This is a genomic window from Micromonospora sp. SD19 (genome assembly GCF_054462275.1).
In genome coordinates, this window is sequence record NZ_JBTLMN010000002.1 from 1032001 (window position 1) to 1054563 (window position 22563).

The 22563-nt window shown below is 71.8% G+C and carries 26 protein-coding genes; 6 read left to right on the plus strand and 20 right to left on the minus strand.

All coding sequences use genetic code 11. The features are described 5' to 3' along the window. Positions 1-10: 10 nt before the first annotated feature. The 8 genes from ACX27O_RS11975 to ACX27O_RS12010 form a co-directional block, all read right to left on the minus strand. Complete coding sequence (locus tag ACX27O_RS11975) at positions 11-1312, minus strand: NAD(P)/FAD-dependent oxidoreductase (RefSeq protein WP_030332561.1); 1302 nt, start codon at positions 1310-1312, stop codon at positions 11-13. Positions 1313-1429: 117 nt separating this feature from the next. Beyond that, positions 1430-1957 carry a GNAT family N-acetyltransferase gene (locus tag ACX27O_RS11980; protein ID WP_307857950.1) on the minus strand — a complete coding sequence of 176 codons (528 nt, stop codon included), beginning with the start codon at positions 1955-1957 and terminating at the stop codon, positions 1430-1432. Positions 1958-2164: 207 nt separating this feature from the next. Further along, positions 2165-2887 carry a VOC family protein gene (locus ACX27O_RS11985; RefSeq protein WP_357639320.1) on the minus strand — a complete coding sequence of 241 codons (723 nt, stop codon included), beginning with the start codon at positions 2885-2887 and terminating at the stop codon, positions 2165-2167. 220 nt (positions 2888-3107) lie between these two features. Then, entirely contained in the window at positions 3108-3401 is a 294-nt protein-coding gene (locus ACX27O_RS11990) for a DUF6510 family protein (protein WP_030332557.1), read from the minus strand. A 24-nt stretch (positions 3402-3425) separates the two neighbouring features. Then, positions 3426-4190, minus strand: a complete 765-nt coding sequence (locus ACX27O_RS11995; protein WP_210867018.1) for a ferredoxin reductase — start codon at positions 4188-4190, stop codon at positions 3426-3428. A gap of 7 nt (positions 4191-4197) precedes the next feature. Continuing rightward, positions 4198-4797 carry a sulfite oxidase-like oxidoreductase gene (locus ACX27O_RS12000; protein WP_030332555.1) on the minus strand — a complete coding sequence of 200 codons (600 nt, stop codon included), beginning with the start codon at positions 4795-4797 and terminating at the stop codon, positions 4198-4200. A 75-nt stretch (positions 4798-4872) separates the two neighbouring features. Next, positions 4873-5898 (minus strand): TerC/Alx family metal homeostasis membrane protein, encoded by a 1026-nt coding sequence (locus tag ACX27O_RS12005; protein WP_458939413.1) that lies wholly within the window; start codon positions 5896-5898, stop codon positions 4873-4875. A gap of 217 nt (positions 5899-6115) precedes the next feature. Then, positions 6116-6526: a DUF2267 domain-containing protein gene (locus ACX27O_RS12010; RefSeq protein WP_458939414.1), complete on the minus strand. Its 411-nt coding sequence runs from the start codon at positions 6524-6526 to the stop codon at positions 6116-6118. 156 nt (positions 6527-6682) lie between these two features. Between ACX27O_RS12010 and ACX27O_RS12015 the strand changes: the two genes are divergently transcribed. Further along, positions 6683-6955, plus strand: a complete 273-nt coding sequence (locus ACX27O_RS12015; RefSeq protein ID WP_357648058.1) for a DUF2795 domain-containing protein — start codon at positions 6683-6685, stop codon at positions 6953-6955. Positions 6956-6997: 42 nt separating this feature from the next. Next, positions 6998-7666 (plus strand): DUF1345 domain-containing protein, encoded by a 669-nt coding sequence (locus ACX27O_RS12020; protein WP_458939415.1) that lies wholly within the window; start codon positions 6998-7000, stop codon positions 7664-7666. A gap of 261 nt (positions 7667-7927) precedes the next feature. On the opposite strand, the gene ACX27O_RS12025 is transcribed toward ACX27O_RS12020, so the two are convergent. The 5 genes from ACX27O_RS12025 to ACX27O_RS12045 all read right to left on the minus strand — a co-directional run bounded on the left by ACX27O_RS12025 (position 7928) and on the right by ACX27O_RS12045 (position 13164). Then, positions 7928-8596, minus strand: a complete 669-nt coding sequence (locus ACX27O_RS12025; protein WP_458939416.1) for a hypothetical protein — start codon at positions 8594-8596, stop codon at positions 7928-7930. 156 nt (positions 8597-8752) lie between these two features. Beyond that, complete coding sequence (locus ACX27O_RS12030; RefSeq protein ID WP_458939417.1) at positions 8753-9727, minus strand: pirin family protein; 975 nt, start codon at positions 9725-9727, stop codon at positions 8753-8755. Positions 9728-9832: 105 nt separating this feature from the next. Next, a complete protein-coding gene (locus ACX27O_RS12035) occupies positions 9833-10897 on the minus strand; it encodes a hypothetical protein (RefSeq protein ID WP_458939418.1) in 1065 nt (354 codons plus the stop codon). Between the two features lie 755 nt (positions 10898-11652). Then, entirely contained in the window at positions 11653-12237 is a 585-nt protein-coding gene (locus tag ACX27O_RS12040) for a hypothetical protein (RefSeq protein WP_458939419.1), read from the minus strand. A gap of 603 nt (positions 12238-12840) precedes the next feature. Beyond that, entirely contained in the window at positions 12841-13164 is a 324-nt protein-coding gene (locus tag ACX27O_RS12045) for a MazG-like family protein (RefSeq protein WP_030332544.1), read from the minus strand. A 190-nt stretch (positions 13165-13354) separates the two neighbouring features. Here ACX27O_RS12045 and ACX27O_RS12050 point away from each other — a divergent pair, with 190 nt between their 5' ends. Beyond that, positions 13355-14725: an alpha/beta hydrolase family protein gene (locus ACX27O_RS12050; RefSeq protein WP_210861668.1), complete on the plus strand. Its 1371-nt coding sequence runs from the start codon at positions 13355-13357 to the stop codon at positions 14723-14725. Positions 14726-14788: 63 nt separating this feature from the next. Here the strand turns inward: ACX27O_RS12050 and ACX27O_RS12055 are convergent, their stop codons facing one another. The 3 genes from ACX27O_RS12055 to ACX27O_RS12065 form a co-directional block, all read right to left on the minus strand. Then, on the minus strand, positions 14789-15505 hold the full coding sequence (locus ACX27O_RS12055; protein ID WP_458939420.1) for a hypothetical protein: 717 nt from the start codon (positions 15503-15505) through the stop codon (positions 14789-14791). 430 nt (positions 15506-15935) lie between these two features. Continuing rightward, entirely contained in the window at positions 15936-17087 is a 1152-nt protein-coding gene (locus ACX27O_RS12060) for a DUF3626 domain-containing protein (RefSeq protein ID WP_458939421.1), read from the minus strand. Next, entirely contained in the window at positions 17071-17541 is a 471-nt protein-coding gene (locus ACX27O_RS12065) for a VOC family protein (RefSeq protein ID WP_030332538.1), read from the minus strand. Before ACX27O_RS12065 ends, ACX27O_RS12060 begins: the two co-directional genes overlap by 17 nt. 46 nt (positions 17542-17587) lie before the next feature. Here ACX27O_RS12065 and tsaA point away from each other — a divergent pair, with 46 nt between their 5' ends. Then, positions 17588-18016: a tRNA (N6-threonylcarbamoyladenosine(37)-N6)-methyltransferase TrmO gene (gene tsaA, locus ACX27O_RS12070; protein WP_030332537.1), complete on the plus strand. Its 429-nt coding sequence runs from the start codon at positions 17588-17590 to the stop codon at positions 18014-18016. 38 nt (positions 18017-18054) lie between these two features. Here the strand turns inward: tsaA and ACX27O_RS12075 are convergent, their stop codons facing one another. Both ACX27O_RS12075 and ACX27O_RS12080 read right to left on the minus strand, forming a co-directional pair. After that, entirely contained in the window at positions 18055-18684 is a 630-nt protein-coding gene (locus ACX27O_RS12075; protein ID WP_357648039.1) for an MBL fold metallo-hydrolase, read from the minus strand. After that, positions 18684-19769 (minus strand): S-(hydroxymethyl)mycothiol dehydrogenase, encoded by a 1086-nt coding sequence (locus ACX27O_RS12080; RefSeq protein WP_030332535.1) that lies wholly within the window; start codon positions 19767-19769, stop codon positions 18684-18686. Before ACX27O_RS12080 ends, ACX27O_RS12075 begins: the two co-directional genes overlap by 1 nt. Positions 19770-19954: 185 nt before the next feature. Between ACX27O_RS12080 and ACX27O_RS12085 the strand changes: the two genes are divergently transcribed. Further along, positions 19955-20374, plus strand: coding sequence for a hypothetical protein (locus tag ACX27O_RS12085; protein ID WP_030332534.1), 420 nt, complete (start codon positions 19955-19957; stop codon positions 20372-20374). 37 nt (positions 20375-20411) lie between these two features. Continuing rightward, complete coding sequence (locus ACX27O_RS12090; protein ID WP_458939422.1) at positions 20412-21575, plus strand: low temperature requirement protein A; 1164 nt, start codon at positions 20412-20414, stop codon at positions 21573-21575. A gap of 22 nt (positions 21576-21597) precedes the next feature. Here ACX27O_RS12090 and ACX27O_RS12095 read toward each other — a convergent pair whose 3' ends face one another. After that, positions 21598-22059 (minus strand): hypothetical protein, encoded by a 462-nt coding sequence (locus tag ACX27O_RS12095; protein WP_458939423.1) that lies wholly within the window; start codon positions 22057-22059, stop codon positions 21598-21600. Continuing rightward, positions 22059-22538: a hypothetical protein gene (locus ACX27O_RS12100; protein WP_210858795.1), complete on the minus strand. Its 480-nt coding sequence runs from the start codon at positions 22536-22538 to the stop codon at positions 22059-22061. Before ACX27O_RS12100 ends, ACX27O_RS12095 begins: the two co-directional genes overlap by 1 nt. Between the last annotated feature and the right edge of the window lie 25 nt (positions 22539-22563).

A 22563-nucleotide genomic window follows, 5' to 3' on the forward strand; every position in this document is an offset into this window, starting at 1 on the left:
GTGACCGCTCTCAGCGGATCCGGGTCGCGACCTCCGGCGTGGTGCTCTCCAACGGCACCGCGTTCGCCGGCACCAACCCCAACTGGACGGCCGAGCGGGTCAACGCGGCGTCCAACGCCCAGTCGGCACTGACCCGCGTGCGGTTTCCCGGCATCGCCATCAGGTGGTACGCCCGGGTGACCGCCTTGGCCGGCAACCCGGCCAGGTTGACCTGCAACGGGTTCGCCGCCGCGTCCTTGCCACCGAGGTCGACGACCCAGCCCAGGTCGTGGTGCTTGTACGGCTTGCGCCGGCCGAACCCGTACGACGCGGCGATGTTGTACGCCGCGCGCTTGCCCTGCCGCTGCGCGTGCTGGGCCGTCATCCCGCAGACCTTCCCCGGGTTGACCAGGTCCGGCACGGCGGCGGCGTCGCCGCACGCGTACACCTCCGGGTAGCCGGGAACGTTGAGGAACTCGTCGGTGACCAGTCGACCCCGGTCGGTCCGCAGGCCCAACTCGTTGACGAACGGGTCGGGGCGCACCCCCACACACCACACCAGGGTGCAGGTCGGCACGTACTCACCGTCGGTGAGCTTCACCCCGTCGCAGGTCGCCTCGGCCACCGAGGTGCCCATCCGCACGTCCACCCCACGGCGGTTGAGCACCTTGTGCGAGGTGTCCGACATCCGCTTGTCCAACTCCGGCAGCACCCGCGACGCCACGTCGAGCAGCATCCAGCGGGGGCGGACGGTGAGCCGTGGCCGTTGGGCGTGCAGCGCGTCGGTGAACAGCTGCCCGTGCGCGGCGACCTCGGTTCCGGTGTAGCCCGCCCCGACCACCACGAAGGTGGCCCGGGCCTGCTGCTCCGCCGGGTCCTCGGCCTGCTCGGCCAGCTCGAGCTGGCGGACGATGTGATCGTGCAGGTAGACGGCCTCGGGCAGGCCGCGAAAGCCGTGCGCGTACTCGGTCACCCCCGGGATGGGCAGCAGCTTGTTGACGCTGCCCACGGCGAGGATCAGCCGGTCGTACGCCAGCCGGTTCTTGTCCCCCTCGGCCTGGGTGAAGCCGACCCACCGGTTCTGCAGGTCGACGTGGTCCGCCTCGCCGACCACCACCCGTACGCCCTTGAGCGTCCCCGTCAGCGGCACGGCGATCCGCTTGGGCTCGACCACCCCGGCCGCCACCTCGGGCAACAGCGGCAGGTACAGGAAGTAGTCGGTGGAGTTCAGCACCACGATCTCGGCCCGGTCCCGGGCGATCCGGCTCAACGTCTTCGCCGCGTGGTAACCGGCGAACCCGGCCCCCACGATCACCACACGAGGTTTCGTCATTGCGGGCCGTTTCCCGTCGAAGCCCCGGACAAACGTCGGACGCGGCACCCGCGCTCGGCTCGCACCGCAGCCGAACGTGGTCGCTGCGACCGTCCCCGCCCGTCGGAGCTCCGACGGTCAGGCGGGGGCGGGCGCGGTGATCGCCCAGCGTTCGTGGTCGCGCCAGGCGCCGTCGATGAACAGGTAGTCCGGGGAGAAGCCCTCCAACCGGAATCCGAGCTTGCGGGCCACCCGCCGCGACGGCTCGTTGCCCGGCTGGATGTTCGCCTCCAGGCGGTGCAGACCGACCGAGGTGAACGCGTGGTCGATCGCCAGGGCGATTCCCGCCGAGGCGTGCCCGGTCCCGCTGTACGGCAGGAACGCCGCGTATCCCAGGAAGCCGCCACGCAGCGCGCCGAGCACGATGCCGCTGATGTTCACGTAGCCGGCGATCGCGCCGCTGGCCCGGTCGCAGATCAGGTAACCGGCGCTGTCGCGGCGACGGATCCGGCGCAGGTAGAGGTCGTACTCCTCGGGGGTGGCCGGCGCGGCCAACCACGGATGGTGCAGGTCCCGACTGCGCCGCGCGGCGGCGACGAACTCGCCGGAGTCGGTGGGCCGGGGCCGCCGGATCGCGGCGGGACCACCGCTACGCAGGTATCTCACGGCCGACCACTCTGACCGACCGCTGCCGCCGTTGTCCAACCGGCCGGCCGGTGCGTGGCGCCCGCGGTTCCGTGATCGTGCTCGAACGTCGCGTGATCGTGCTCGAACGTCGCGTGATCGTGCTCGAACAAGGATGTAGTGGCATCCGGCGGCGCACGTGACCACCACATCACTGATCGAGCGCGATCATGCGGGCGTTGGTCGCCGCTAGCGAGGCATCAGCAGGCTGAACTCCTGACCATCAGGGTCGGCCAGCGCGAGACGGCCCGTTCCGTCCGGGTCGGTGCCGAGCCGGGTCGCACCGAGTGAGAGCAGACGGTCGACCTCGACCTGCCAGTCGACCCCAGCGGCCGGGGCGAGATCGAAACGCACCCGGTCCCGGCCGCCGTTCGGCATGTACGGCGGACCGCCCCAGGTGATCTTCGTGCCGCCGTTCGGTGACTGGATGGCGGTCTCCTCGCCCTCGTCCCAGACCAGCGGCCACCCGAGCGCCCGGCTCCAGAAGTACCCCACCGCCGGCGATCCGTCGCAGGCCAGCGCACCGACGAAGCCGCAGCCGGCGAGGAAATTGTTGCCCGGTGCGATGACGTCGAACTCGTTGCCCTCGGGGTCGGCGAGCACCACATGATCGATCTCCGGGCCCTGCCCGATGTCGGCGTGCCGCGCGCCGAGATCCAACGCCCTGGCCACCGTCTGCCGCTGGTCCTCCAGCGAACTGCTGGTCAGGTCGAAGTGCATCCGGTTCTGGACGACCTTCGGCTGATCCCAGGGCACGAAGCGCAGGCGCAGTTCCGGGTCGGCTCCCGGCAGGACCAGGACGCCGTCCTGCGGATCCTCCACCATCTCCCGACCCAGCAGCGCGGACCAGAAGCGGGCGAGCCGCAACGGCTCACGCGCGTCGAAGCTGATCGCGAACAGGTGTGCGGTCATCGCAGCGCTCGTCTCCCCTCCGACCGGACGCCGTGCCGGCCGTCGGAGCGGAAGCCTAGGGGTGTGCCAGGTCGACCGCACCCGAGTTTCGGCGGTGTCATCCCCGGTAGGGCGCTGCCACACCCCAGCCCCAGCGTCGGCTCACCGAGGAAGGACTCAGCCTGGCCCCGGTGTGGCAGGCCCTGTACGACCGGGGCGCCTCAGCCGGGCGAGCGACCCGTCAGAGCGGGCCGGGGAACGGCTGCTCCATCGGCATCGGCACCTGGAGGTAGGTGGTGCCGCGCATGTCCAGCCAGGCCCGGTCCGGCCCGCGCACCAGGCGCACCATCACCTCTTCGCAGGAGGGGCAGCGGGCGACCAGGCCCGGGGCGTGCGAGTAGACGTGCAGGCTGGCCATCGAGCCGGTCATCCCGCAGTTCTCACAGCGGCCCATGGCGCTGCTCAGGTCGACGGTGAACAGCTCACGCATCGGGCCGTCGAGCATGTTGCCGTCCACGTACGACATCTCGGTCATCGGATCTCCTCGACAGGGCGGGCGTCAGCCGGTGGGGCCGAAGCGTTCGGTCTTGACCCGGCGTGACGGGTGACCCAGCCCCACCAGCAGGTCGGCGACGGTCTCCACGAACGCGGTCGGGCCGCAGACGTAGGTGAGCGGTTCCAGGTCCGGGGGCCACCCGTGCGTGTTGACGTCGGCCAGCCCGATCCGGTGCGGTTCGCCGCGCCAGCCGTCGGGCGCCTCGCGGGTGTAGACGTACGCGACGTCCAGCCCGAAGTCGTCACGGACCCGGCGGCGCAGCTCGTCGGCGTAGATGACGTCGGCGGGGGTGCGCACCGAGTAGATCAGCCGGAACGGGGCCTTGCTGCCCACCGCCCGCCGGGCCCGGATCATCGCCATCAGCGGCACGATGCCGGAACCGCCGGCGACGAGCTGCACCGGCGCGGTCTCCTCGGAGCGCCAGATGAACCAGCCACCGAGCGGTCCGCGCACCTCCACCGGGTCGCCGGCGGAAAAGACATCGATGAGGTACGGGGACACCTCGCCGTCGTGCACCCGCTGCACCGTCACCTCGATGCGCGGGCCGCCGGGCCCGTCGACGGCCGGCCCGGCGATCGAGTACGAGCGGGCCGCCTGGTAGCCGTCCGGGGCGGTGAGCCGCAGGTCGACGTGCTGTCCGGGCAGGTGCCCCGGCCAGTCCGGCACCTCCAGCACCAGGGTCTGCGCGGTCGCCGTCTCCACCCGGCGCTCCACCAGCCGGCCCACCTGCCAGCGGTTCGGCGTTCGACGCTGGGTGCTCGTCGCCACGGCGCGCTCAGTCACCCTGGTACCGCTGTTCGCGCCACGGGTCGCCGTAGTCGTGGTAGCCGGCGGTCTCCCAGAACCCCGGCTCGTCCATCGTCTTGAGCCGCAGGCCGCGCACCCACTTGGCGGACTTCCAGAAGTACAGGTGCGGCACCAGCAGTCGGGCCGGCCCGCCGTGCTCGGCGGGCAGTGGGGCGCCGTCGAAGGTGTGCACCACCCACGCCTGGCCGCCACGCAGGTCGTCCAGCGGCAGGTTGGTGGTGTACCCGCCGTAGGAGTGCGCCAGCGCGAAGTGCGCCCCGGTGTCGACGTCGGCGAGCAGCGTGTCCAGTGAGACGCCCTGCCAGCTGGTGCCGAGCTTGGACCAGCGGGTGACGCAGTGGATGTCCACCGTCGGCGTCTCCTGCGGCAGGGCCATCAGCTCCTGCCACGACCACCGGTGTTCGCTGCCGTTCTCGGCGGAGATGACGAACTCCCAGGTGTCCAGGGACACCCGGGGCGTCGGGCCGGCCGAGAGCACCGGAAAGTCCTCGGTCAGGTACTGACCGGGTGGCAGGGCCGGCTCCTGCGTTCGGGGCCGGCCCTGAAAGCCGGGTGACACGATTCCCATTGCACAGTCGTACCACCCGCGCCGGCCGGGGCGGGAGCTTTCCCGCGTACCCCCTCGTCGGCTGGCGCGGCGCGGTCAGTGCCGCTTCGCGACGACCTCGCGGTCCGCGGGCAGGTCGCCGCCGCGGGTGGCGCGCAGACTGGTCACCGTGACGACCACCAGCACACCGATGATCACGCCGAGCGAGGCCAGGGTGGGGATCTCCGGCACACCCTCCCAGATGCCGTGCGCCCAGTGCAGACCCAGCTTGAGGCCGATGAACGCCAGGATGATGGCCAGGCCGTAGCTGAGGTGCACCAGCCGGCTCAGGGCCGCGTGCAGGACGAAGTAGAGCGCCCGCAGGCCGAGCAGGGCGAACGCGTTGGTGGCGAAGACCAGGTACGGGTCCTCGGTGATGCCGTAGACCGCCGGCACCGAGTCGACCGCGAAGACGATGTCGGTGGCCAGCACCGCGACCACCACCAGGGCGAACGGGGTGAGTGCCCGCTTCGCGCCCTGCCGGACGGTCATCCTGGTGCCGTGGTAGTCGTCGACCACCGGCATGACCTTGCGCAGCAGCTTCACCGAGCGCATCTTGTTGATGTCGACTTCCTGCTGATGCCCGGACATGGCGTCGCGCAGCAGCTTCACCGCGGTGGCGAGGAGGATGATCGCGAAGAGCAGGAACGCGAAGTCGAGGGTCTGCAACGCCGCCGCGCCGAGGGCGATGAAGACGGCCCGCAGCACCAGCGCGCCGGCGATGCCGTAGAGCAGTACCCGCTGGGCGAGCACCGCCGGCACCGCGAACGCGGCCAGCAGCAGCATGAAGACGAACAGGTTGTCGACCGAGAGCGACTTCTCCACCAGGTAACCGGTGAGATATTCCACGCCCTGCTGGGAGCCGTAGCGCGACCAGATCCAGGCGCCGAACGCCAGCGGCAGCGCAATGTAGAACGCCGACCAGCCGATGGCCTCCCGCATCGACACCTCGTGCGGGCGACGCGTGACCAGGAAGTCCAGCACCAGCAGCAGGAGCACGCCGATGATGGTGACCGCCCACAGCGTGGGCGTGCCCACCGACGACAGGTCACTGGCGGCGGACAGATATGACACTTCGCTCATGTGGGGTCTCCTCGAACACCGTCATGTTCGAGGTCTCCTTCACCCACCACCTGATGGGCAACCACCCGAGGCACGCCGGGCGCGCCGTACTGACCGGAATGGTTCGTGGGAAGTACTCCCCTCGCACGACCAGGTTAGGCCAGGCTGAATCACCGCGCCAAGCGGGACATCGATGGTTGCCCTGGTAAACCGCTGTGCGTACCCGCACCGGGCGCGGTCAGCCGCGGCGCAGCGTCGCTCCCGGGGCCATCGCCTGCTCGACCAGGCCCCGATAGTCACGCGGCAGTTGAGTCGCCACGTCATCGAACTCACCGCCGGTGATCGCCTCCCGCAAGGTGGTGAAGACCGCCCGACTGGCGTCCCGAGCGGCCGGCTCCTGCACACCGGCGCGCAACGCGACCCGGGCGACGAACTCCGCAGCGCCGAACCGGTCCGCCTGCTCGGTGCTCGGGCTCGGCTTCAACACGAGTTGCAGCGGTTGGGGCATCTGGGCGGCCAGGTCCAGAACCTCGCCACCGGTCAACCGCTCGGCGAACGTCTCCAACACGGCCCGGGTCAGCTCGACCGCCCGCTCGGACGACGTCGCGGTGCGCTGGGAAACCTGGTCGATGAAGGTGTCGTAGTTCATCGCGTACTCCCTTGGGCTCGCGTCGGCGTCAGCGGGTACCCACGCCGGGCGAGGAGAAACGGCAGCCGGTTGACCCCGGCGGGTGGGCGTGACCGGCCGGCAGACGGGTAACCGCCGCCGGTCGTCACCACATCGATGCCCGAGGGAGCCCACGCCATGGCGAGCTACGCCGACGTCCTGCAGTACCTGTCGAGCCTGGACTACCCGGCCGAGAAGGACGACGTGGTCCGCGAGGCCGAACGGGAGGGTGCCCCGCCGGACGTGCTGAAGGCGCTGCGCGCCCTGCCGCCGGTCGACTACGCCAACGGGACCGAGGTGGCCCGGTCCGCCGGGATCGAGGCCGCGCCCGAGGTCGGCCCCTCCCAGCGGGCCGAGCAGGCCCGGGACAAGAAGCACAACCGGGTCTCGCAGCACCTGCGCGGCATCTGACCCAGCGGTGACGCCCACAGCCCGGCGAAGGAATCGTCACCGATGACCTACACCGGTGGCCCGTCCCGGCCGATGGAGGTGCGCTTCCCCGCCGCGCGGCAGCTCGCCGTGGTGGCGGTGGTCGGGGTCGTCGCCGGCTGCGCCTTCGCGCTCGTGCTGCCGCTGCCGCTCGCCGCGCTGGCCGGCTGGGACGTGGGCGCGCTCAGCTGGCTCGTGCTGATCTGGCACAAGATCTGGCCGATGGACGCCGAGCGGACCGCCCAACTGGCCGTGCACGAGGACCCGAACCGGGCGGTCCGGGACGCCCTGCTGCTCTTCGCCTGCCTGGCCAGCCTGCTCGCCGTGGGGTTGGTGGTGGCCAGCGCGCAGAGCGCGCCCCCCGGACTGGCCCGGGAACTGCACAGCGGCCTGGGCGTTCTCAGCGTCGTGCTCTCCTGGTTCGTGGTGCACACAGTGTTCGCCGCCCGGTACGCCCGGATCTACTACACGGGCCCGGATGGCGGGGTGAACTTCAACCAACCCGAACCGCCGCGCTACTCCGACTTCGCGTACGTCGCGTTCACCATCGGGACGACGTTCCAGGTCTCCGACACCAACCTGACCAGCAACGAGATGCGTCGTACGGTGCTGCGCCACTCGATGGTGTCGTACCTGTTCGGCGCGTTCATCATCGCCGTGACAGTGAACCTGCTGGCGGGTCTGGCGCGATGACGACACCGGCTGGCCGGTCCCCCGGAGCGCGACACGGGGCGGGGCCGATCGAAGGGCCGGGACAGGCGGGCGCCCCTGGTCACGAACCGCGACCGAGGGCGCCACGCAAGCCTGCCCAGGCGGTGAACCGCATCCGAACCGGTCGCGGTCACCAGGCGGTGGAGGCCCGCCCGAACCGAGCGGCCAGCACTGCCGGGTCCAACCATACGACAGAACATCCCCCGTTTGGTCAGAATTTGCGGAAGTGTGGGCCAGGGCACGTCACCGCCGACCGCTCACCTCCGCGTACCGGTGCTCCAGGTCGACCCGGGCCAACGCCCCCACCAGCCAGGCCAACTGCTCCGACTCGCCACTGGCCAGGCCGGCCAGGTCGTCGGCCGACCTGCCCAGCCCGAGTCGGCGCGCGGCAGCCAACGCCCGCCGGTCGGCGACCGGGGCCACCTCCCGCCACAACGCCTGAGCCTCGCGCAGGAACAGGTCGACGACGTGGTTGTCCACCCCTGGAAGCTCGGCGAGCAGCGCCCGCTCCCGGACCGGATCGTGGTGCGCCACCGCCCGCAACCGGCGCAGATCACCCCGGTACTGCTCGGCCACCGTCCGGGCCAGGTCACCCAGCACACTGGCGAGCCCGTCCACGTCGCCGCGCTGGCCGCTGGCGCGCAACACCCGCACCCGGTCCTCGTGCAGCGAACGAGCCAGCCGGGCGGCGCTGTCCCACCCCTCGTCCCGCAACGCCCGCGCGCCGTCCAACGCCCGCCGGAAGTCACCGCGACGGGCCAGCAGCACCGACAGACACAGCACCTGGAACAGGCTCGCCGGGTTGTTGGTCACCCGGAACCCGTACTGCTCGGCGAAGCCCCGCCCGCTGCCGGCGAGCCGGCGCGCCAGACGTTTACGGTCCTCCACCGGGGTGATCAAACTGGTCGCCATCCCAGCGACTACCCGCGCCGCCCCCGGCCACACACCCCCCCGCCCGGCCCCGCCCCGCCCCCCCTCCCGCCGATCTTGCAGTTTCTGTCGCGGCAAAAGCCCGCAGGATCGACATTCCGGGGACCGAAACTGCAAGATCGACGAGGTGTGAGGGCGTCAGCCGTGCAGGCCACCGGTGCGGTCGCGGGCCTTGAGGCGGGTCGTGGGCAGGGCGGGCGCCGGCAGCGGCGGCGCCGAATCGTCGGCGACCACACCGAAGCGCCCGTCGCCGGCCATCCAGTCCTCCCGGGCGGCGGCGATCTCCTCGTGCGACCGGCCCACGAAGTTCCACCACATCACCAACGGCTCCTCGAACGGCGTACCGCCCAGCAGCAGCAACCGGGCCCCCGCCCCGCCGCGCACCGTCAACTCCCGGCGGCCCGAACCCAGATACAGCAGCGCCCCCGGCTCGAACCCGACCCCGGACGCCTCCGCGGACCCGGACATCGCCAGCACGGCGTACTCGAAATCGGGCCGCAACGACATCGTCGCCGGCGCCTCGCCGCGCAGCTCCAGCTGCGCCCCCACCAGCGGGGTGTGCACCACCGCCGGTGACCGTTCCCCGGCGAACTCGCCGACCAGCACCGTGCCGTCGAGATCGCCGTCGCGCCAGCGGGGCAGGTCGGCGTGGTGCGCGAAGTCGGCCGCCCCGGCGCGCGCCGGATCCGGCAGCGCCACCCACAACTGCACGCCGTGCATCACCGGCGGGTGGGTGGCCGGTGACCGCTCCGAGTGGGCGATGCCGTTCCCGGAGGTCATCACGTTCAGCTGGCCGGGAACGATCGGCTGGACGTTGCCGAGGCTGTCCCGGTGCAGAATCTCACCGTCGAGCAGCCAGGTCACCGTCTGCAGCCCGGTGTGCGGGTGCGGCGGCACCTCCATGCCGGGCCGCTGCGCCACATCGTCCGGGCCAAAATGATCAACGAAACACCACGCGCCGACCATCCGGCGGGCGCGCTGCGGAAGCAGCCGCCGCACCGTGGTGTACCGACCCAACGGCACGTCGTGGCCGGGCAACAACACACTGCCGGGGTCGACGTCGGCCACGCCAGGCGGTCGGGTCTGCGCCAGCATTGATTCAGTACGCTCCACCGCCCGACTGTACGCTCACGCCCACCTGCGTCAGCGGCGCTTCCCGCCAGGGCCGACAGGCGTCACCAGCCCGCGGGCTTGGCGACGCGGGCTTGGCGACGCGGGTCAGCGGTTGCTGGAGGACACGATCACGCTGTTGGCACCGGCGACCAGGTCCAGGTACAGGCGCTCGGCCGACCGGTCCCATCCCGGCGTACCCAGCACCGAGCCGGCGGCCACCCCGTCCCAACGCTCGTCGCGTACCACCACCGAGCCGGCGCCGACTCCCGCCCGCACCCGAACCGGCGTCTCCCCGGGGACCCGGACGTCGAGCTGGCTGGTCCCGCCGGTGAGTCGCACGGTCAGGCTGCCTGAGGTCGGACCGGCGAGGTCGTCCGGGCCGGCCGCGGTGATCGGTGGCAGGAGAATTTCGGTACGGCTGGAACCACCGGCGAGGTCCACGCCCAGCAGCCGGGCCCGGCTCAGATCCAGCACCTGGCTGCTCACCCCACCGACGAGGTGCAGACGCCAGGCGACCCGCTCGTTGAGCAACACCCGCACGGCGCGCGGCCCACGCGTCCCGGATTCCACGAGGTCGAGCCGGGCTGTTTCCCCCCGTACCGTCGGACGTCCCGCCACCCCCGAGCCGGCCGGGACACTGATCCGGTACAGGTCCTCGCCCAACTCGGTCACCCGCAGCTCGAACGAGGTCAACCCGTCCGCGAGCACGAAGGTGCCCTTTCGCCAACCGGCCACCGGCGCTGTCAGCAGTTGCTCGGCAGCAGCGCCCCCACCGCCGCGGCGACCGTCGGACGCGTCCGGGTCAGCGCCGTCCCCCGGACGACCGTCGCCACCGGGCCGGGTGCCGTCGTGCCCGGTGCCGTCGGGCCCGGCGCCGTCGGGCCCGGCGCCGTCGGGGCGGGTGCCGTCGGGGAGGGTGCCGTCGGGGAGGGTGCCGTCGGGGAGGGTGCCGTCGGGGAGGGTGCCGTCGGGTTGGCTGGAGTAGGTCATGCCGAGGCGGCCGGGATCGGCAACGATCAGGGCCACCGCCGCCGCACCCAGCAGCAGCACGACGACGGCGGCAGCCACCAACAGGCGAGCCCCGGTCGACCACCGCTCCGGCGCGGTCGCACCGGAGGGTTCCGGCCCCAACCCCGGTTCGCGATCCACGCCGTTCCCCACTGCGGCCATGCCTCTGTCCCTCCGCCGGTCCCCGTCCAGGGGTACGTACCCGCCGGCCGATCGGATCACTCGGCGCCGATCACGCCACTCCGCTACGTCGCCGACGGAGATCTTGGACAGTTTCCGTTCGGGGCGAACGGAAACTGTCCAAGATCTCCGGACACCCGCCGGTCAGACGACACCATCCGCCTCCCCACACCCCTGGAGCGCGAGATTCCGGCCCCCTCAGCCAGGGGCGGTGGACGGCAGGCGGGGGCGGCGGACGGCAGGCAACGGACCGCGGACCGTGGACGGCAGGCGACGGGCGGCAGGCGACGGGCAGCGGACGGCGGACGGCGGACGGCGGACGGCGGACAGCGGACAGCGGACAGCGGACAGCGGACAGCGGACAGCGGACAGCGGACAGCGGACAGCGGACAGCGGACAGCGGACAGCGGACAGCGGACAGCGGACAGCGGACGGCGGACGGCGGACGGCGGACGGCGGACGGCGGGCGGCGGACGGCGGGCGGCGGACGGCGGGCGGCGGACGGCGGGCGGCGGCAGACGGGGGCGGGAGGCGACGGACGGGGGCGGGAGGCGACGGACGGCGGGGGATGCGACGGGTGGCCGGCGACGGCGACCGGTGGTCGCGGGCGCGCGTGGTATGGCTACCGACCCGCACGGCGACAGCAGGAATGCCGCTGGCCGGCACCCCGTGTTGCGGGTGCCGGCCAGCGGTCGGAGTCGTGCGGTGGTCTTGCTGTTCGGTCGTGCGAATCCGAGTCAGCTGTTCCAGTACTGGGCGACCAGGTCAGCGGCCTGCTGCTCCCACTGGGCGTAGGCGTCCGGGTAGGCCGAGACCTGCACGGTCTGCGCGGCCACGGTCAGCGGCATGTCCTGCCACCCGTCGACCTGCTTCAGACCCTTGAGGAACGCGGTCGTCGAGTACTCGGGATCAGTGATCTGCTCCGGGGTACCCCAACCCGAGCTCGGGCGCTGCTGGAACAGACCCAGCGAGTCGTGATCGTTCCTGTCGCCGAGGTGGCCCAGGTTCTCCAGCTTGGACTCCTGCAGGCTCGTCGCGATCGAGATGACCGCGGCGCGCTCGGGCAGGCCGGCCTTCTTCGTGGCCGCGATGATCGCCTTGACGTTGGCCGTCTGCTCGTCGTTGAGGGTGATGTGCGACTGCTCGCCCTGGGTGCCGTGCGGGATCAGCTTGCTGATGTCGGGCTTGTCAGCCTGCACCGTGACCGCGGCCGGCTTGGTGTCGGCCTGGTTGGCCACGTGGGCGATCGGGCCGGCGAACACACCGCCGACCAACGCGAGACCAGCAACGGACAGCACGCTCTTGCGCATGATCGTGTTCATGGGGGTAGCTCCTTCGGGGGTAAGGACACCCACACGTCGGGGGGACGCACGGGTGTGAGCACCTCGTCCGGCGCTGCACAAACAAACGGGAAAAGTCTGAGGGGTCGGCGGCCTGCGAGCGGGGGGGCTCGTGGCACCGGGGGTCCAGGTGTAACGACCGGGGGGCCGGGGTCATTCCGGGCTGGCCCAACCTGTCCGCACCCAGGTGGAGGCGGTGCGTGCGGTCGATCGTGGGGGTCACAACGACCGGGTGGAGGCTGGCATTCCGACCTGCGCGACCAGGCTCAGCGCCCGGGGCCCACTCGGTGGTGCTGCGATCGTCAGGATGTGTAACGACCCCGGCCCGGCCATGATTCCAGCCTGCGGGTGCGCCCGGTCACCACCCACTGACCCCCACAACCCGACAAACCACCCAGGCAATGGCGGACGGTCGGTGTCGAACCGCCCTCACCGGGATGATCCACTGACAGCGGGGTGTCCCGGACGACGGGACAGCCCGCTGTCAGGGAAACCCAAGTCGAGCACGGAAGCATCAGGCGCGCATTCGCCCAGATGCGGTCGGCCTGCCATGGCCCGGCAAGGGTGGGTGGGCGTAACCGGACGCTACCGACGGTCCTGGTCTGCCAGGCGGGAACGCACCTTCGCGGCGCAGGCGTCCAGGACCGTTTGCGCGTCCAGACCCAGGCTCTCGATGGCCACCAGCGCGGTGAAGGCGACGTCGGCCAGCTCCGCCGCCACGTCATCGCGGGTGTGGGTGACACCCTTGCGCGGATTCTGCCCGAGCAGACCGATCCAGGCGGCCGACGCCTCCCCCGCCTCTTCGGTCAGCTTGAGGATGCGGCAGGTCAGCTCGGTCTGCCCGGTGCCGTTCGCCGCGTCCAGCCAGCTGCGCGACACCCGGGCCGCCTCCCAGATCGACTCGTCCACGGCGACCAGTCAACCCGATCGGCCCACCGACCCCGACGACCGGGTTCGGCCGGACAGTCGTGGTTGAGCCGCCGGTCAGCGTACCCATTGACACTGGTCGACGGCGGTTCTAGGTTCAGGACGCTACCGGCCGGTAGGCAACCGTCCCGCTGGTCGCCCCCGGGCGACATCCGTCCGATGGGGAGCATCGATGCTGTCCACACCCGTTCGCACCCTCCGCCGGCTGCTCGCCGCCACCACGACGCTGACCCTCGCGGTCGGGCTGGTCGGTGCCGCACCGGCCGGCGCCACCGGCCGCGACGCGAGGGGCGGCGAGCCGCTGCCCGGCTACACCATCGAGAATCCGCCGTTGGCGCCCCTGGTCGTCGGCGGCAAACCGACGACGGTACGCCAGGGAGTGCACCGCCACGCCGGGTACCTCATCGAGGTCCCCGCCCGGTGGAACGGCGACCTGGTGATGTGGGCGCACGGCTACCGTGGCCAGGGCACCGTGCTCTCGCCGGAGCCGCCGGGCTTCGGGCTGCGCCAGCGACTCCTGGAGCAGGGGTACGCGTGGGCGTCGTCCTCGTACGACCGCAACGGCTTCGACATCCGCTCCGGTGTGCTGGGCACGAAGGACCTCGCCGACCATTTCGCGCGAACGGTCCGCCGACCGCAGCACACCTACGTCGCCGGGGTGTCGATGGGCGGGTACGTCATCGGTCGTTCGCTGGAGCAGTATCCCGGCTTCTACGACGGCGCGTTGCCGATGTGCGGGGTGCTCGGCGATCAGACGCTTCTCGACTTCTACCTGGACTACAACCTGGTCGCGCAGGCGCTCGCCGGGGTGCCGGCCTATCCCACGCCGGCCGACTACCTGACCAACGCGGTGCCGCGCATCCAGGTGGCGCTCGGCCTGGCCGGGCTGACCCCCACCGGGCCGGACACCACCACCGAGCGGGGCAAGCAGCTGCGGGCGATCACGGTGAACCGCTCCGGCGGGCCGCGTCCGGGAGCGGACGCCGCGTTCGCGGTGTGGAAGGACTTCCTCTTCTCGATCAGCGTGCCCACCAGCAGCGGCAACTCCCCCGCCCAGCAGCCCGGCCAACTGTCCACCAATCTGCTCACCCGCTACACCCCGAACAGCCCGGTCAACGTCAACGCCACGGTGCGGCGGGTCGCCCCGGAGAACCTGCGGCAGCGGCTCCTGCCGACGTTGACCGAGGTGCCGCGGATCGCCGGCCGACCGACCGCGCCGGTGCTCAGCCTGCACGGTCTGGGAGACCTGTTCGTGCCGTTCAGCATGGAGCAGGCGTACGCCACCGACGTGGCGCGGCACGGCCGCGCCAAGCTGGTGGTTCAGCGGGCGATCCGGGCCACGCAGCACTGCGAGTTCACCCCGGCGGAGGCCGGCACCGCCTGGGACGACCTGGTGTCCTGGGTACGCACCGGCAAGCGCCCAGCCGGCGACACCGTCACCGACCCGGCGGTGGTGGCCCGGCCCGACTACGGCTGCCGGTTCAGCGACCGGGACGCGTACGCCGCCGGGGTCGGCACCCGCCGTCTCTACCCGGCCTGCTGAGGGCACGACGAACGCCGGCCGGCCCCTGAACGGGACCGGCCGGCGCGGGATGTGCGGGTGTCGTCACCAGAGCTGCTGGACGATGTCCGCCGCCTGCTCCTCCCACTGCGCGTACGCGTACGGGAAGGCGGAGACCTGCACGGTCTGCGCGGCGGTGGTCAGCGGCAGGTCCTGCCAGCCGCCGACGTTCTTGAGTGCGGTGAAGAACGCCGTGGCGGCGTACTCCGGGTCGGTGATCTGGTCGGGCGTGCCCCAACCGGACGACGGACGCTGCTGGAACAGGCCCTGCGAGTCGTGGTCGTTGTACGCGCCGAGGTGGCCGAGGTTGTACAGCTTCGACTCCTGCAGCGAGGTGGCGATACCGATCACCGCGCCCCGGTCACCGACGCCGGTCTTCTTGGCGGCGTCGACGATGGCCCGGGCGTTGGCCAGCTGCGCGTCGTCGAGGGGGACCCGCGACTGGGCGCCCTCGATGCCGTGCGGGATGAGCTGCGCACGGCTCGGCTTGCCCTCCGGCGGCTTGCCGGTGGCGGAACCGGTGGTCAGGCCCGACTCGACGGGCTGCTCGTCATTCTGCTGTGCCGAGGTGGCGGCCTTGCCGGTGGCGAGGTCGATGGCGGCGACGGCGCCCTGGTGCGGTCCGGAGGTGATCGGGGCCGCGGCTGCGGTCGGCGCGAGCGCCAGGCCGCCGAGGGCGGCCACACCCGCCACGCTCAGCGCGGTCTTGCGGTACGAGTCCTTAGCGATGGCGGGGAGCCATCGAGTGAAGTCGACCTTCACGATGGTTGCCCTTTCGATCGTGCGAAGCGCTCCGGGGTGAACACTCCTCGGGAGATGACCGCGGAAATGGGTTTGGGCTCCGGCGGTACGGGGGACACAACCAGGTTCACGTGTCGGTCATTCCGGAAATGACCTCGCGTCGGCCGGCTGCGGTCCCGGTCACGACGCAGAACCGGACAGACGCGGCTCGTCGCCCGTCACACCTGACAATGGTGACGCAGGGTGAATTCAGCGGTCGGAGGCAGAACGCCGTTCACACCCTTTGCTCTGCACCCACACACGCACCAGACACCGTGCGTGACGGCTGTGCGGAACGCCTACGGGGGGCGGAAACGGCTCATCCGCAGCTCAGGTCCGTGGCGCCGATCTGGGTGCAGAGCAAAGGGCGAATTCACCGTGGTGGGGAGGCGGGCGGCTGGCGGTTTTGCCGCTACCGTGAGCGACCGACGGACCCGGCACTGTGGGTGAGATTGGCGTGTGGCTCGCCGTAGCGGACGAGAACGTGCCAGAGCTGCTTGAGGTGCTGGAGGGTTTCCGCGACCGGACCCCGGTCGGTCCACCGCTCCGGCTCGGTGACCACCGAGACCGCGCCCCGCCCGACCAGCGCCGCGTCCACCGGCTCGCCCGGTCCGGCGAACTCCCGATGCAGCCGCGCCGCCAGCACCGGAATCGCCGGCCCTCGGAATTCGGCGTCGACCCGGTCGACGGCCAGCGCGAAGCCCGGGTGCCACAGCAGCGGGAAACCGTGCCGCTCAGCGATTGATTCCAGCGTCGCCCCGGTCAGGGTGCCGGCGAAGGCCTTGTCCACCACCAGTTCCTCGACATCGCGCGCGAGGTCGAGGGTGCCGTGGATCTGGGCCTCCACGTAGTCATCGAGCGCGCGACCGACAGTTTCCGGCGTGGTCGGAACGTCCCGCACCGTCCGAACGAAGGTGCCGACGTCCGTTCCGGTGCGTCCCAGACACTCACCGGTGGCGGCGACACCGACCAGGAGCCCGGCGAGGACCGCCTCGAAGGCGTCGGCGGTCCCCACCACCCGCGGACCGAGGTGGCTGTCACCGAGACAGAAGGTCGCCCGGGTCAGCACCGCCGGACGCAGCCGCAGGTGACAGGAACCGAATCGGGGACAGGCGCCGTCCGCGTGACCGAGCAGGTTCATTCCGCCGTACGTGGGGCGGTCGGCCGCCGTGACCCCGGTTCGCTGGTACGCGCCGTCGAACATCCGTTGTTCCCAACGGTCCCGGTCTCCGCCCGGATAGGCGGTGAGCCCGCCGTTGGAGATTCCGGTGACGAACTGGCTGCGGTACACCCCGTCCTCGGCCAGGGCGGCGGCGACGGTCCGCCCGTCGACGCACAACCGGTCGGGGTGGAAGTTGACGGTCAGGCGACCACACTGGACCACTGCGGCGAGCAGCTCTTCCGGCCGGTCGTGGAGGCCGGCGGCGGTGAGTTCCCGGGCGATGATGTCCAGGGCGGCGCGCCGCTCGGCCACGGCCAGGGACCGGACGTGGGCCAGGGCCGCCGTCTGCGCCGGGGTGAGAGCGGCAGCCCGGGAACTGCCGGACTCAGTTGTCGCTGTCACGTCCGGGCTCCGCATGCCGCGTCCCCTCCCGCACGTCCGGCGCGAGCAACTCCTGGAAGACGGTGATGTGCAGGCCGGCGGGCGCGTCGAGGCGGGAGTTGAGCGACTGCCACGGTGTACGCGTCGGCGGCGCGACCTCGCTCGCCCCGGCGGCGACCAGCCGGGCCGTAGTCGCCTCGGCGTCGTCCACCTCGAAGGCCACCCGCAGGCGGGGGGCGACCTGCCGCCCCACCTCGACCTCGTCGATCATGCGTTTCTGGGCCGGGTTGGCGATCTCCAGGGTGGCCCGGCCCGCATCCAGGATCACCACCCGGGCGTCTCCGTCGCCGACGAACGCCGCCTCCTCGGGCAGGCCGAGCGCGTCACGGAAGAACGCGACGGCAGCGTCGTAGTCGTCGGCCTCCACCACGAGGCGGAGCTGACGGACGGCGGGGGTGGGGTGCTCGGCGGCCATGCGCGATCCTAACGCCGTAGGCTCGCACCGTCGGCAAGGGAGCGTCATGGCTGGGACAGCTCAGGACGAGACGTACCCTCTGCGCCCGGTCGGCCGGGTCGCCTCGCCGCTGACCGACGCGGCGAGCGCGCCACGACAGGGCGACGAGGGCGCACCAGCGGCGTGGCTGGTCTTCGACCCGCACGTCGAGCGGGCGCTGCGTGACCTGCGGGTCGGCGCGGAGCTGCTGGTGCTGACCTGGTTGGACCGGGCCCGGCGCGACGTGCTGGCGGTGCACCCACGCGGCGACGAGACCCGGCCGGAGACCGGGGTGTTCAGCACCCGCTCCCCGCACCGGCCCAACCCGATCGGGCTGCACCGGGTGCGGGTGCTGGCCGTGGACGGGCTGCGCGTCGAGGTGGCCGACCTGGAGGCCCTCGACGGCACCCCGATCCTGGACGTCAAACCGGTGCTGGGCGCGGCCGACGAACGCTGAGCCCGCCGACCGCACACCAGCCCACAAGCCACCAGGAGTCAGTGGCCGCGGGCCAGCCACTCCTGCAGGTGCGGCGCCTCCGCGCCGATCGTCGTGTCGTCGCCGTGGCCGGTGTGCACGACCGTCTCCGGCGGGAGGGTCAACAGGCGGGTGCGGATCGACCGGACGATGGTGTCGAAGTCGCTGTACGAGCGGCCCGTCGCGCCCGGACCACCGGCGAAGAGCGTGTCGCCCGTGAACACCGCGCCCAGCTCCGGCGCGTGGAAGCTGCACGCGCCCGGGCTGTGCCCGGGGGTGTGCAGCACCCGCAGCGTGGTGCCACCCACCTCGATGCTCTGCCCGTCGTGCAGCTCGCCGTTGGGCGGCAGGTGCGGGTGGACCATGTCCCAGAGGACCCGGTCGGCGGCGTGCAGCAGCACCGGCGCGCCGGTGGCCTCGGCCAGCTCGGGCGCCACCCGGACGTGATCGTCGTGGGCGTGGGTGGCCAGGATCGCCCGGACCTGCCGGTCACCCACCAGGGCGAGGATCGCCGCCACGTCGTGCGGCGCGTCCAGGACGACGCACTCGCGGTCGTCACCGATCACCCACACGTTGTTGTCCACGTCGAAGGTCTGGCCGTCGAGGGAGAACGTGCCCGAGGTGACCGCGTGCTCGACCCGGGCGGTCATCAGAACACCACCACCGAGCGGAGCACGTCGCCGTGGTGCATCCGCTCGAACGCGGTCTCCACCTGGTCGAGTGCGATCTCCTCGGTGACGAACGCGTCGAGGTCGAGTCGGCCCTGCAGGTACAGCTCGGTGAGCATCGGGAAGTCCCGGCTGGGCAGACAGTCGCCGTACCAACTGGACTTGAGGGCACCGCCGCGCCCGAAGACGTCCAGCAGCGGGAGCTCGATCTGCATCTGCGGGGTCGGTACGCCGACCAGCACCACGGTGCCGGCCAGGTCGCGGGCGTAGAACGCCTGCTTCCACGTCTCCGGTCGACCCACCGCGTCGATCACCACGTCGGCGCCGAAGCCACCGGTGGCGGCACGGATCGCCTCGACCGGGTCGGTCTCGGACGCGTTCACGGTGTGCGTGGCGCCGAACCGGCGGGCCCAGTCGAGCTTGCGGCTGTCGGTGTCCACGGCGACGATCGTGGTGGCGCCGGCGAGGGCTGCCCCGGCCACCGCCGCGTCCCCGACGCCGCCGCAGCCGATCACCGCGACCGAGTCGCCCCGGGTGACGTTTCCGGTGTTCATCGCCGCGCCCAGCCCGGCCATCACCCCGCAGCCGAGCAGGCCCACCGCGGCGGGTCGGGCGGCCGGGTCCACCTTGGTGCACTGCCCGGCATGTACCAGGGTCTTCTCGGCGAACGCCCCGATGCCCAGCGCCGGGGCGAGTTCGGTGCCGTCGGTGAGGGTCATCCGCTGGGTGGCGTTGTGGGTGTTGAAGCAGTACCAGGGCCGGCCCCGGCGGCAGGCCCGGCAGACCCCGCAGACCGCCCGCCAGTTGAGCACCACGAAGTCGCCCGGGGCGACGTCGGTGACGCCCTCGCCGACCTGCTCCACGATGCCCGCCGCCTCGTGACCGAGCAGGAAGGGGTAGTCGTCGTTGATGCCACCCTCGCGGTAGTGCAGGTCGGTATGGCACACGCCGCACGACTGGATCCGGACGATCGCCTCACCCGGCCCCGGATCGGGCACAACGATGGTGGTGACCTCGACCGGAGCGCCCTTGCTGCGGGAGATGACTCCCCGGACTTCCTGGCTCACTTCGCCTCCTGCTGGTGGTCTGCGGCAGGGCCGGGTGCCGGGGTGGGCGGGTGTGCCACGGGCTCGGCGCTGGGCCCCCGGCGAACCTACCGCGACCACCACAGCCTGCCCAGCCGCCCCGGCGGGTTATCGCGGGCGCTGCGGGGTACGCGGGCCGCATTCGACCACTGCCAACGGGGGTAACAATGAAATTCGCCCACCTGCCGCTGCGGCTCACCATCGGCGCGTACGTCCTCAACTCGGGTCTGGGCAAGCGCAACCTGGAGGGCGCCGCGGCGGAGGGCATGCACGGGATGGCGGTCGCCGCCATGCCTCAGCTCGGCCAGCTGGAGCCGGCGCGCTTCGCCAAGCTGCTGTCGTACTCGGAGATCGCCCTGGGGGCCGCGCTGATCGCGCCGTTCGTCCCGGCGCCCCTGGTCGGGCTCGGCCTGACCGCGTTCGGCGCGGGCCTGGTGCAGCTGTACCTGAAGACGCCGGGGATGCGGGAAGCCGGCAGCGTCCGGCCGACCCAGGCGGGTTCGGGGCTCGCCAAGGACATCTGGCTGGTCGGCGCGGGGCTGACCCTGGTGCTGGAGGGGCTGACTCACGGCCGTCGGCGCGGCTGAGGCCACCTGAGGGTCCGCGGTGACTCACCCTCGGTCGGTGCGGCCGTTCTACCGGCCGATGCGGCCACACCGTCGCGACGAGCCGCACCGGGCCGCCACCCCGCTGGAACTGTTCTTCGACCTCTGCTTCGTGGTGGCCGTGGCGCAGGCCGCCACCAGCCTGCACCACTTCCTGGCCGAGGGTCACCTCGCCCACGCGGTCACCGGCTACGTGATGGTGTTCTTCGCGATCTGGTGGTCGTGGGTGAACTTCACCTGGTTCGCCTCGGCCTACGACACCGACGACGACGTCTACCGGATCACCACCCTGGTGCAGATCCTCGGGGCGTTGATCCTGGCGGCCGGGGTGCCCCGCGCCTTCGCCGACAACGATTTCACCGTCATCACCTACGGGTACGTGGTGATGCGGCTGGCCGCCGTCGTGCACTGGAGCCGAGCGGCGGCCGGCGACCCCGCGCACCGTGCGGCGGCGCGCCGCTACGCGGTCGGGGTGACGGTGGTGCAGCTCGGCTGGCTGCTGCGCCTGTTGCTGCCACCCGAGTGGGGGCTCGCGTCGTTCGTGCTGCTGGGGCTGGCCGACGTGCTGGTGCCGGCGGTGGCCGAACGCCCCGGCATGACCCCGTGGCACCCGGCCCACATCACCGAACGGTACGGGCTGTTCACGCTGATCGTGCTCGGTGAGGCGGTGGCGGCCGTCTCGTTGGCGATCCAGGACGGGCTCGACGCCGGGGAGCACGACCTCTGGTTCCTCGCCGCCTCCGGCGCGGTCATCGTGTTCGCGCTGTGGTGGCTCTACTTCGATCGGCGCAGCGAGGCGCCCGACCGGCTGCCGTACTCCCTGGTCTGGGGTTATGGCCACTATCTGATCTTCGCGGCGATCGCCGGGGTCGGCGCCGGCCTGGGCGTGGCGGTGGACTACGAACGGCACCTGGCGCACATCTCGGAGCGGACCGTCGGGTACGCGGTGGCCGTCCCGGTCGCCGTCTTCCTGCTCACCGTCTGGGTGCTGCACGTACGCCGCAAGCAGCACGGCGTGACGGCCGTCGCCTTCCCGGTCGTCGCGCTGCTGGCACTGCTCACGCCGCTGGGCCCGGCCCCGGTGTACGTGCTCGCGGCGCTGCTGGTCGCCCTCGTGACGATCACCGTGCTGTTCCGCGGCCGCGACGTGGGGCGGACCGCGGCCGTGGCCGACCAGGCCTGACCGCGGTCACCCCACCTGGCGGTCAGCCCTCCGACGCCCGGGTGAAGGTCATGATCCAGTTGGTCTCCCAGGTCTGCTCGCCGTCGACCGAGAACGCCTGCTCCCAGCGGGCGGTGGTCGCGCTGATGTCGGACCAGACGAACCGGCACCGCACCGGGCGTCCCTCGTGCTGGTCGTCGGAGTAGAAGCGGCCGACCCCGTCGACGAAGCGGCCCACCATCGGTGGCTGCCCCAGCACCCCGGTGTCGCTGCTCATCCAGTAGATCGACCACTCCTGCCGGGCCGGGTCGAAGATCCGGACCGTGGCGCCGGCGGAGCCCCGGGTCGGAAAGGTGATCTCGTCGAAGTGACCGCCGCCGGCGAAGAAGCCGTGCGCCACCGACACCCCCGGGAACTCCTCCCACTCGTCGGAGAGGACCAGCCGCTCGCGCAGCCGCCGGTTGACGACGTTCCAGGTGCCCACAAAGAAGTCGAAGTCGCCCATCAGCGGCCCACCGGCCCTTCCGCTCGCGTGTCGTGCAGGTATCCGGCCAGGTGGGGAGCCTGCGGGGCAAGCATGTGCCGCACCCAGGCCGCCCGCTCGTGCTCCAGCACCGCCAGCTCCCAGACGCAGCCGACGGCGGGTCGACGGACCTCGACGAAGTGGGTCGGGTCGTCGTCCGGGCAGTCCAGCGCCGGCTGCCCGGCCGCCGCGACGCGGACCTCCACCGCGTTGTCCCAGACCCAGGTGTACGCCAGCAGGTACGCGCCGGTGTCCGCGCCCCGGTGCAGCACCACCCACCCGGCGGCCGGGGTGCCGTCGTCGACGACGTCGGCCAGCAACGCCGGCAGCAGGTCGTACGCGGCCTTCTCCACCTCCGGTTCGAGCGGCCGTTCCGGCTGGTCGATGTGGTAGCGCTTGAGGTGCCGACCGTCCACCCTGATCGGTCCCGGTGTTCTCAGATCCTTGTCGCGAAATGCCATGCCGGGACGGTACGAGCGGTCCCCT

Bases quoted from the DNA above. Each gene is read 5' to 3' on its own strand.
- ACX27O_RS12025 (WP_458939416.1), bottom strand. From the start codon at position 8,596: ATGGCGACCAGTTTGATCACCCCGGTGGAGGACCGTAAACGTCTGGCG.
- ACX27O_RS12075 (WP_357648039.1), bottom strand. From the start codon at position 18,684: ATGACCGCCCGGGTCGAGCACGCGGTCACCTCGGGCACGTTCTCCCTC.
- ACX27O_RS12010 (WP_458939414.1), bottom strand. From the start codon at position 6,526: ATGAACTACGACACCTTCATCGACCAGGTTTCCCAGCGCACCGCGACG.
- ACX27O_RS12020 (WP_458939415.1), top strand. From the start codon at position 6,998: ATGACCTACACCGGTGGCCCGTCCCGGCCGATGGAGGTGCGCTTCCCC.
- tsaA (WP_030332537.1), top strand. From the start codon at position 17,588: ATGGCTGGGACAGCTCAGGACGAGACGTACCCTCTGCGCCCGGTCGGC.
- ACX27O_RS12050 (WP_210861668.1), top strand. From the start codon at position 13,355: ATGCTGTCCACACCCGTTCGCACCCTCCGCCGGCTGCTCGCCGCCACC.
- ACX27O_RS12085 (WP_030332534.1), top strand. From the start codon at position 19,955: ATGAAATTCGCCCACCTGCCGCTGCGGCTCACCATCGGCGCGTACGTC.
- ACX27O_RS12065 (WP_030332538.1), bottom strand. From the start codon at position 17,541: ATGGCCGCCGAGCACCCCACCCCCGCCGTCCGTCAGCTCCGCCTCGTG.
- ACX27O_RS12095 (WP_458939423.1), bottom strand. From the start codon at position 22,059: ATGGGCGACTTCGACTTCTTTGTGGGCACCTGGAACGTCGTCAACCGG.
- ACX27O_RS12015 (WP_357648058.1), top strand. From the start codon at position 6,683: ATGGCGAGCTACGCCGACGTCCTGCAGTACCTGTCGAGCCTGGACTAC.
- ACX27O_RS11985 (WP_357639320.1), bottom strand. From the start codon at position 2,887: ATGACCGCACACCTGTTCGCGATCAGCTTCGACGCGCGTGAGCCGTTG.
- ACX27O_RS12100 (WP_210858795.1), bottom strand. From the start codon at position 22,538: ATGGCATTTCGCGACAAGGATCTGAGAACACCGGGACCGATCAGGGTG.
- ACX27O_RS12000 (WP_030332555.1), bottom strand. From the start codon at position 4,797: ATGGGAATCGTGTCACCCGGCTTTCAGGGCCGGCCCCGAACGCAGGAG.
- ACX27O_RS11975 (WP_030332561.1), bottom strand. From the start codon at position 1,312: ATGACGAAACCTCGTGTGGTGATCGTGGGGGCCGGGTTCGCCGGTTAC.
- ACX27O_RS11990 (WP_030332557.1), bottom strand. From the start codon at position 3,401: ATGACCGAGATGTCGTACGTGGACGGCAACATGCTCGACGGCCCGATG.
- ACX27O_RS12035 (WP_458939418.1), bottom strand. From the start codon at position 10,897: ATGGCCGCAGTGGGGAACGGCGTGGATCGCGAACCGGGGTTGGGGCCG.
- ACX27O_RS12040 (WP_458939419.1), bottom strand. From the start codon at position 12,237: ATGAACACGATCATGCGCAAGAGCGTGCTGTCCGTTGCTGGTCTCGCG.
- ACX27O_RS12005 (WP_458939413.1), bottom strand. From the start codon at position 5,898: ATGAGCGAAGTGTCATATCTGTCCGCCGCCAGTGACCTGTCGTCGGTG.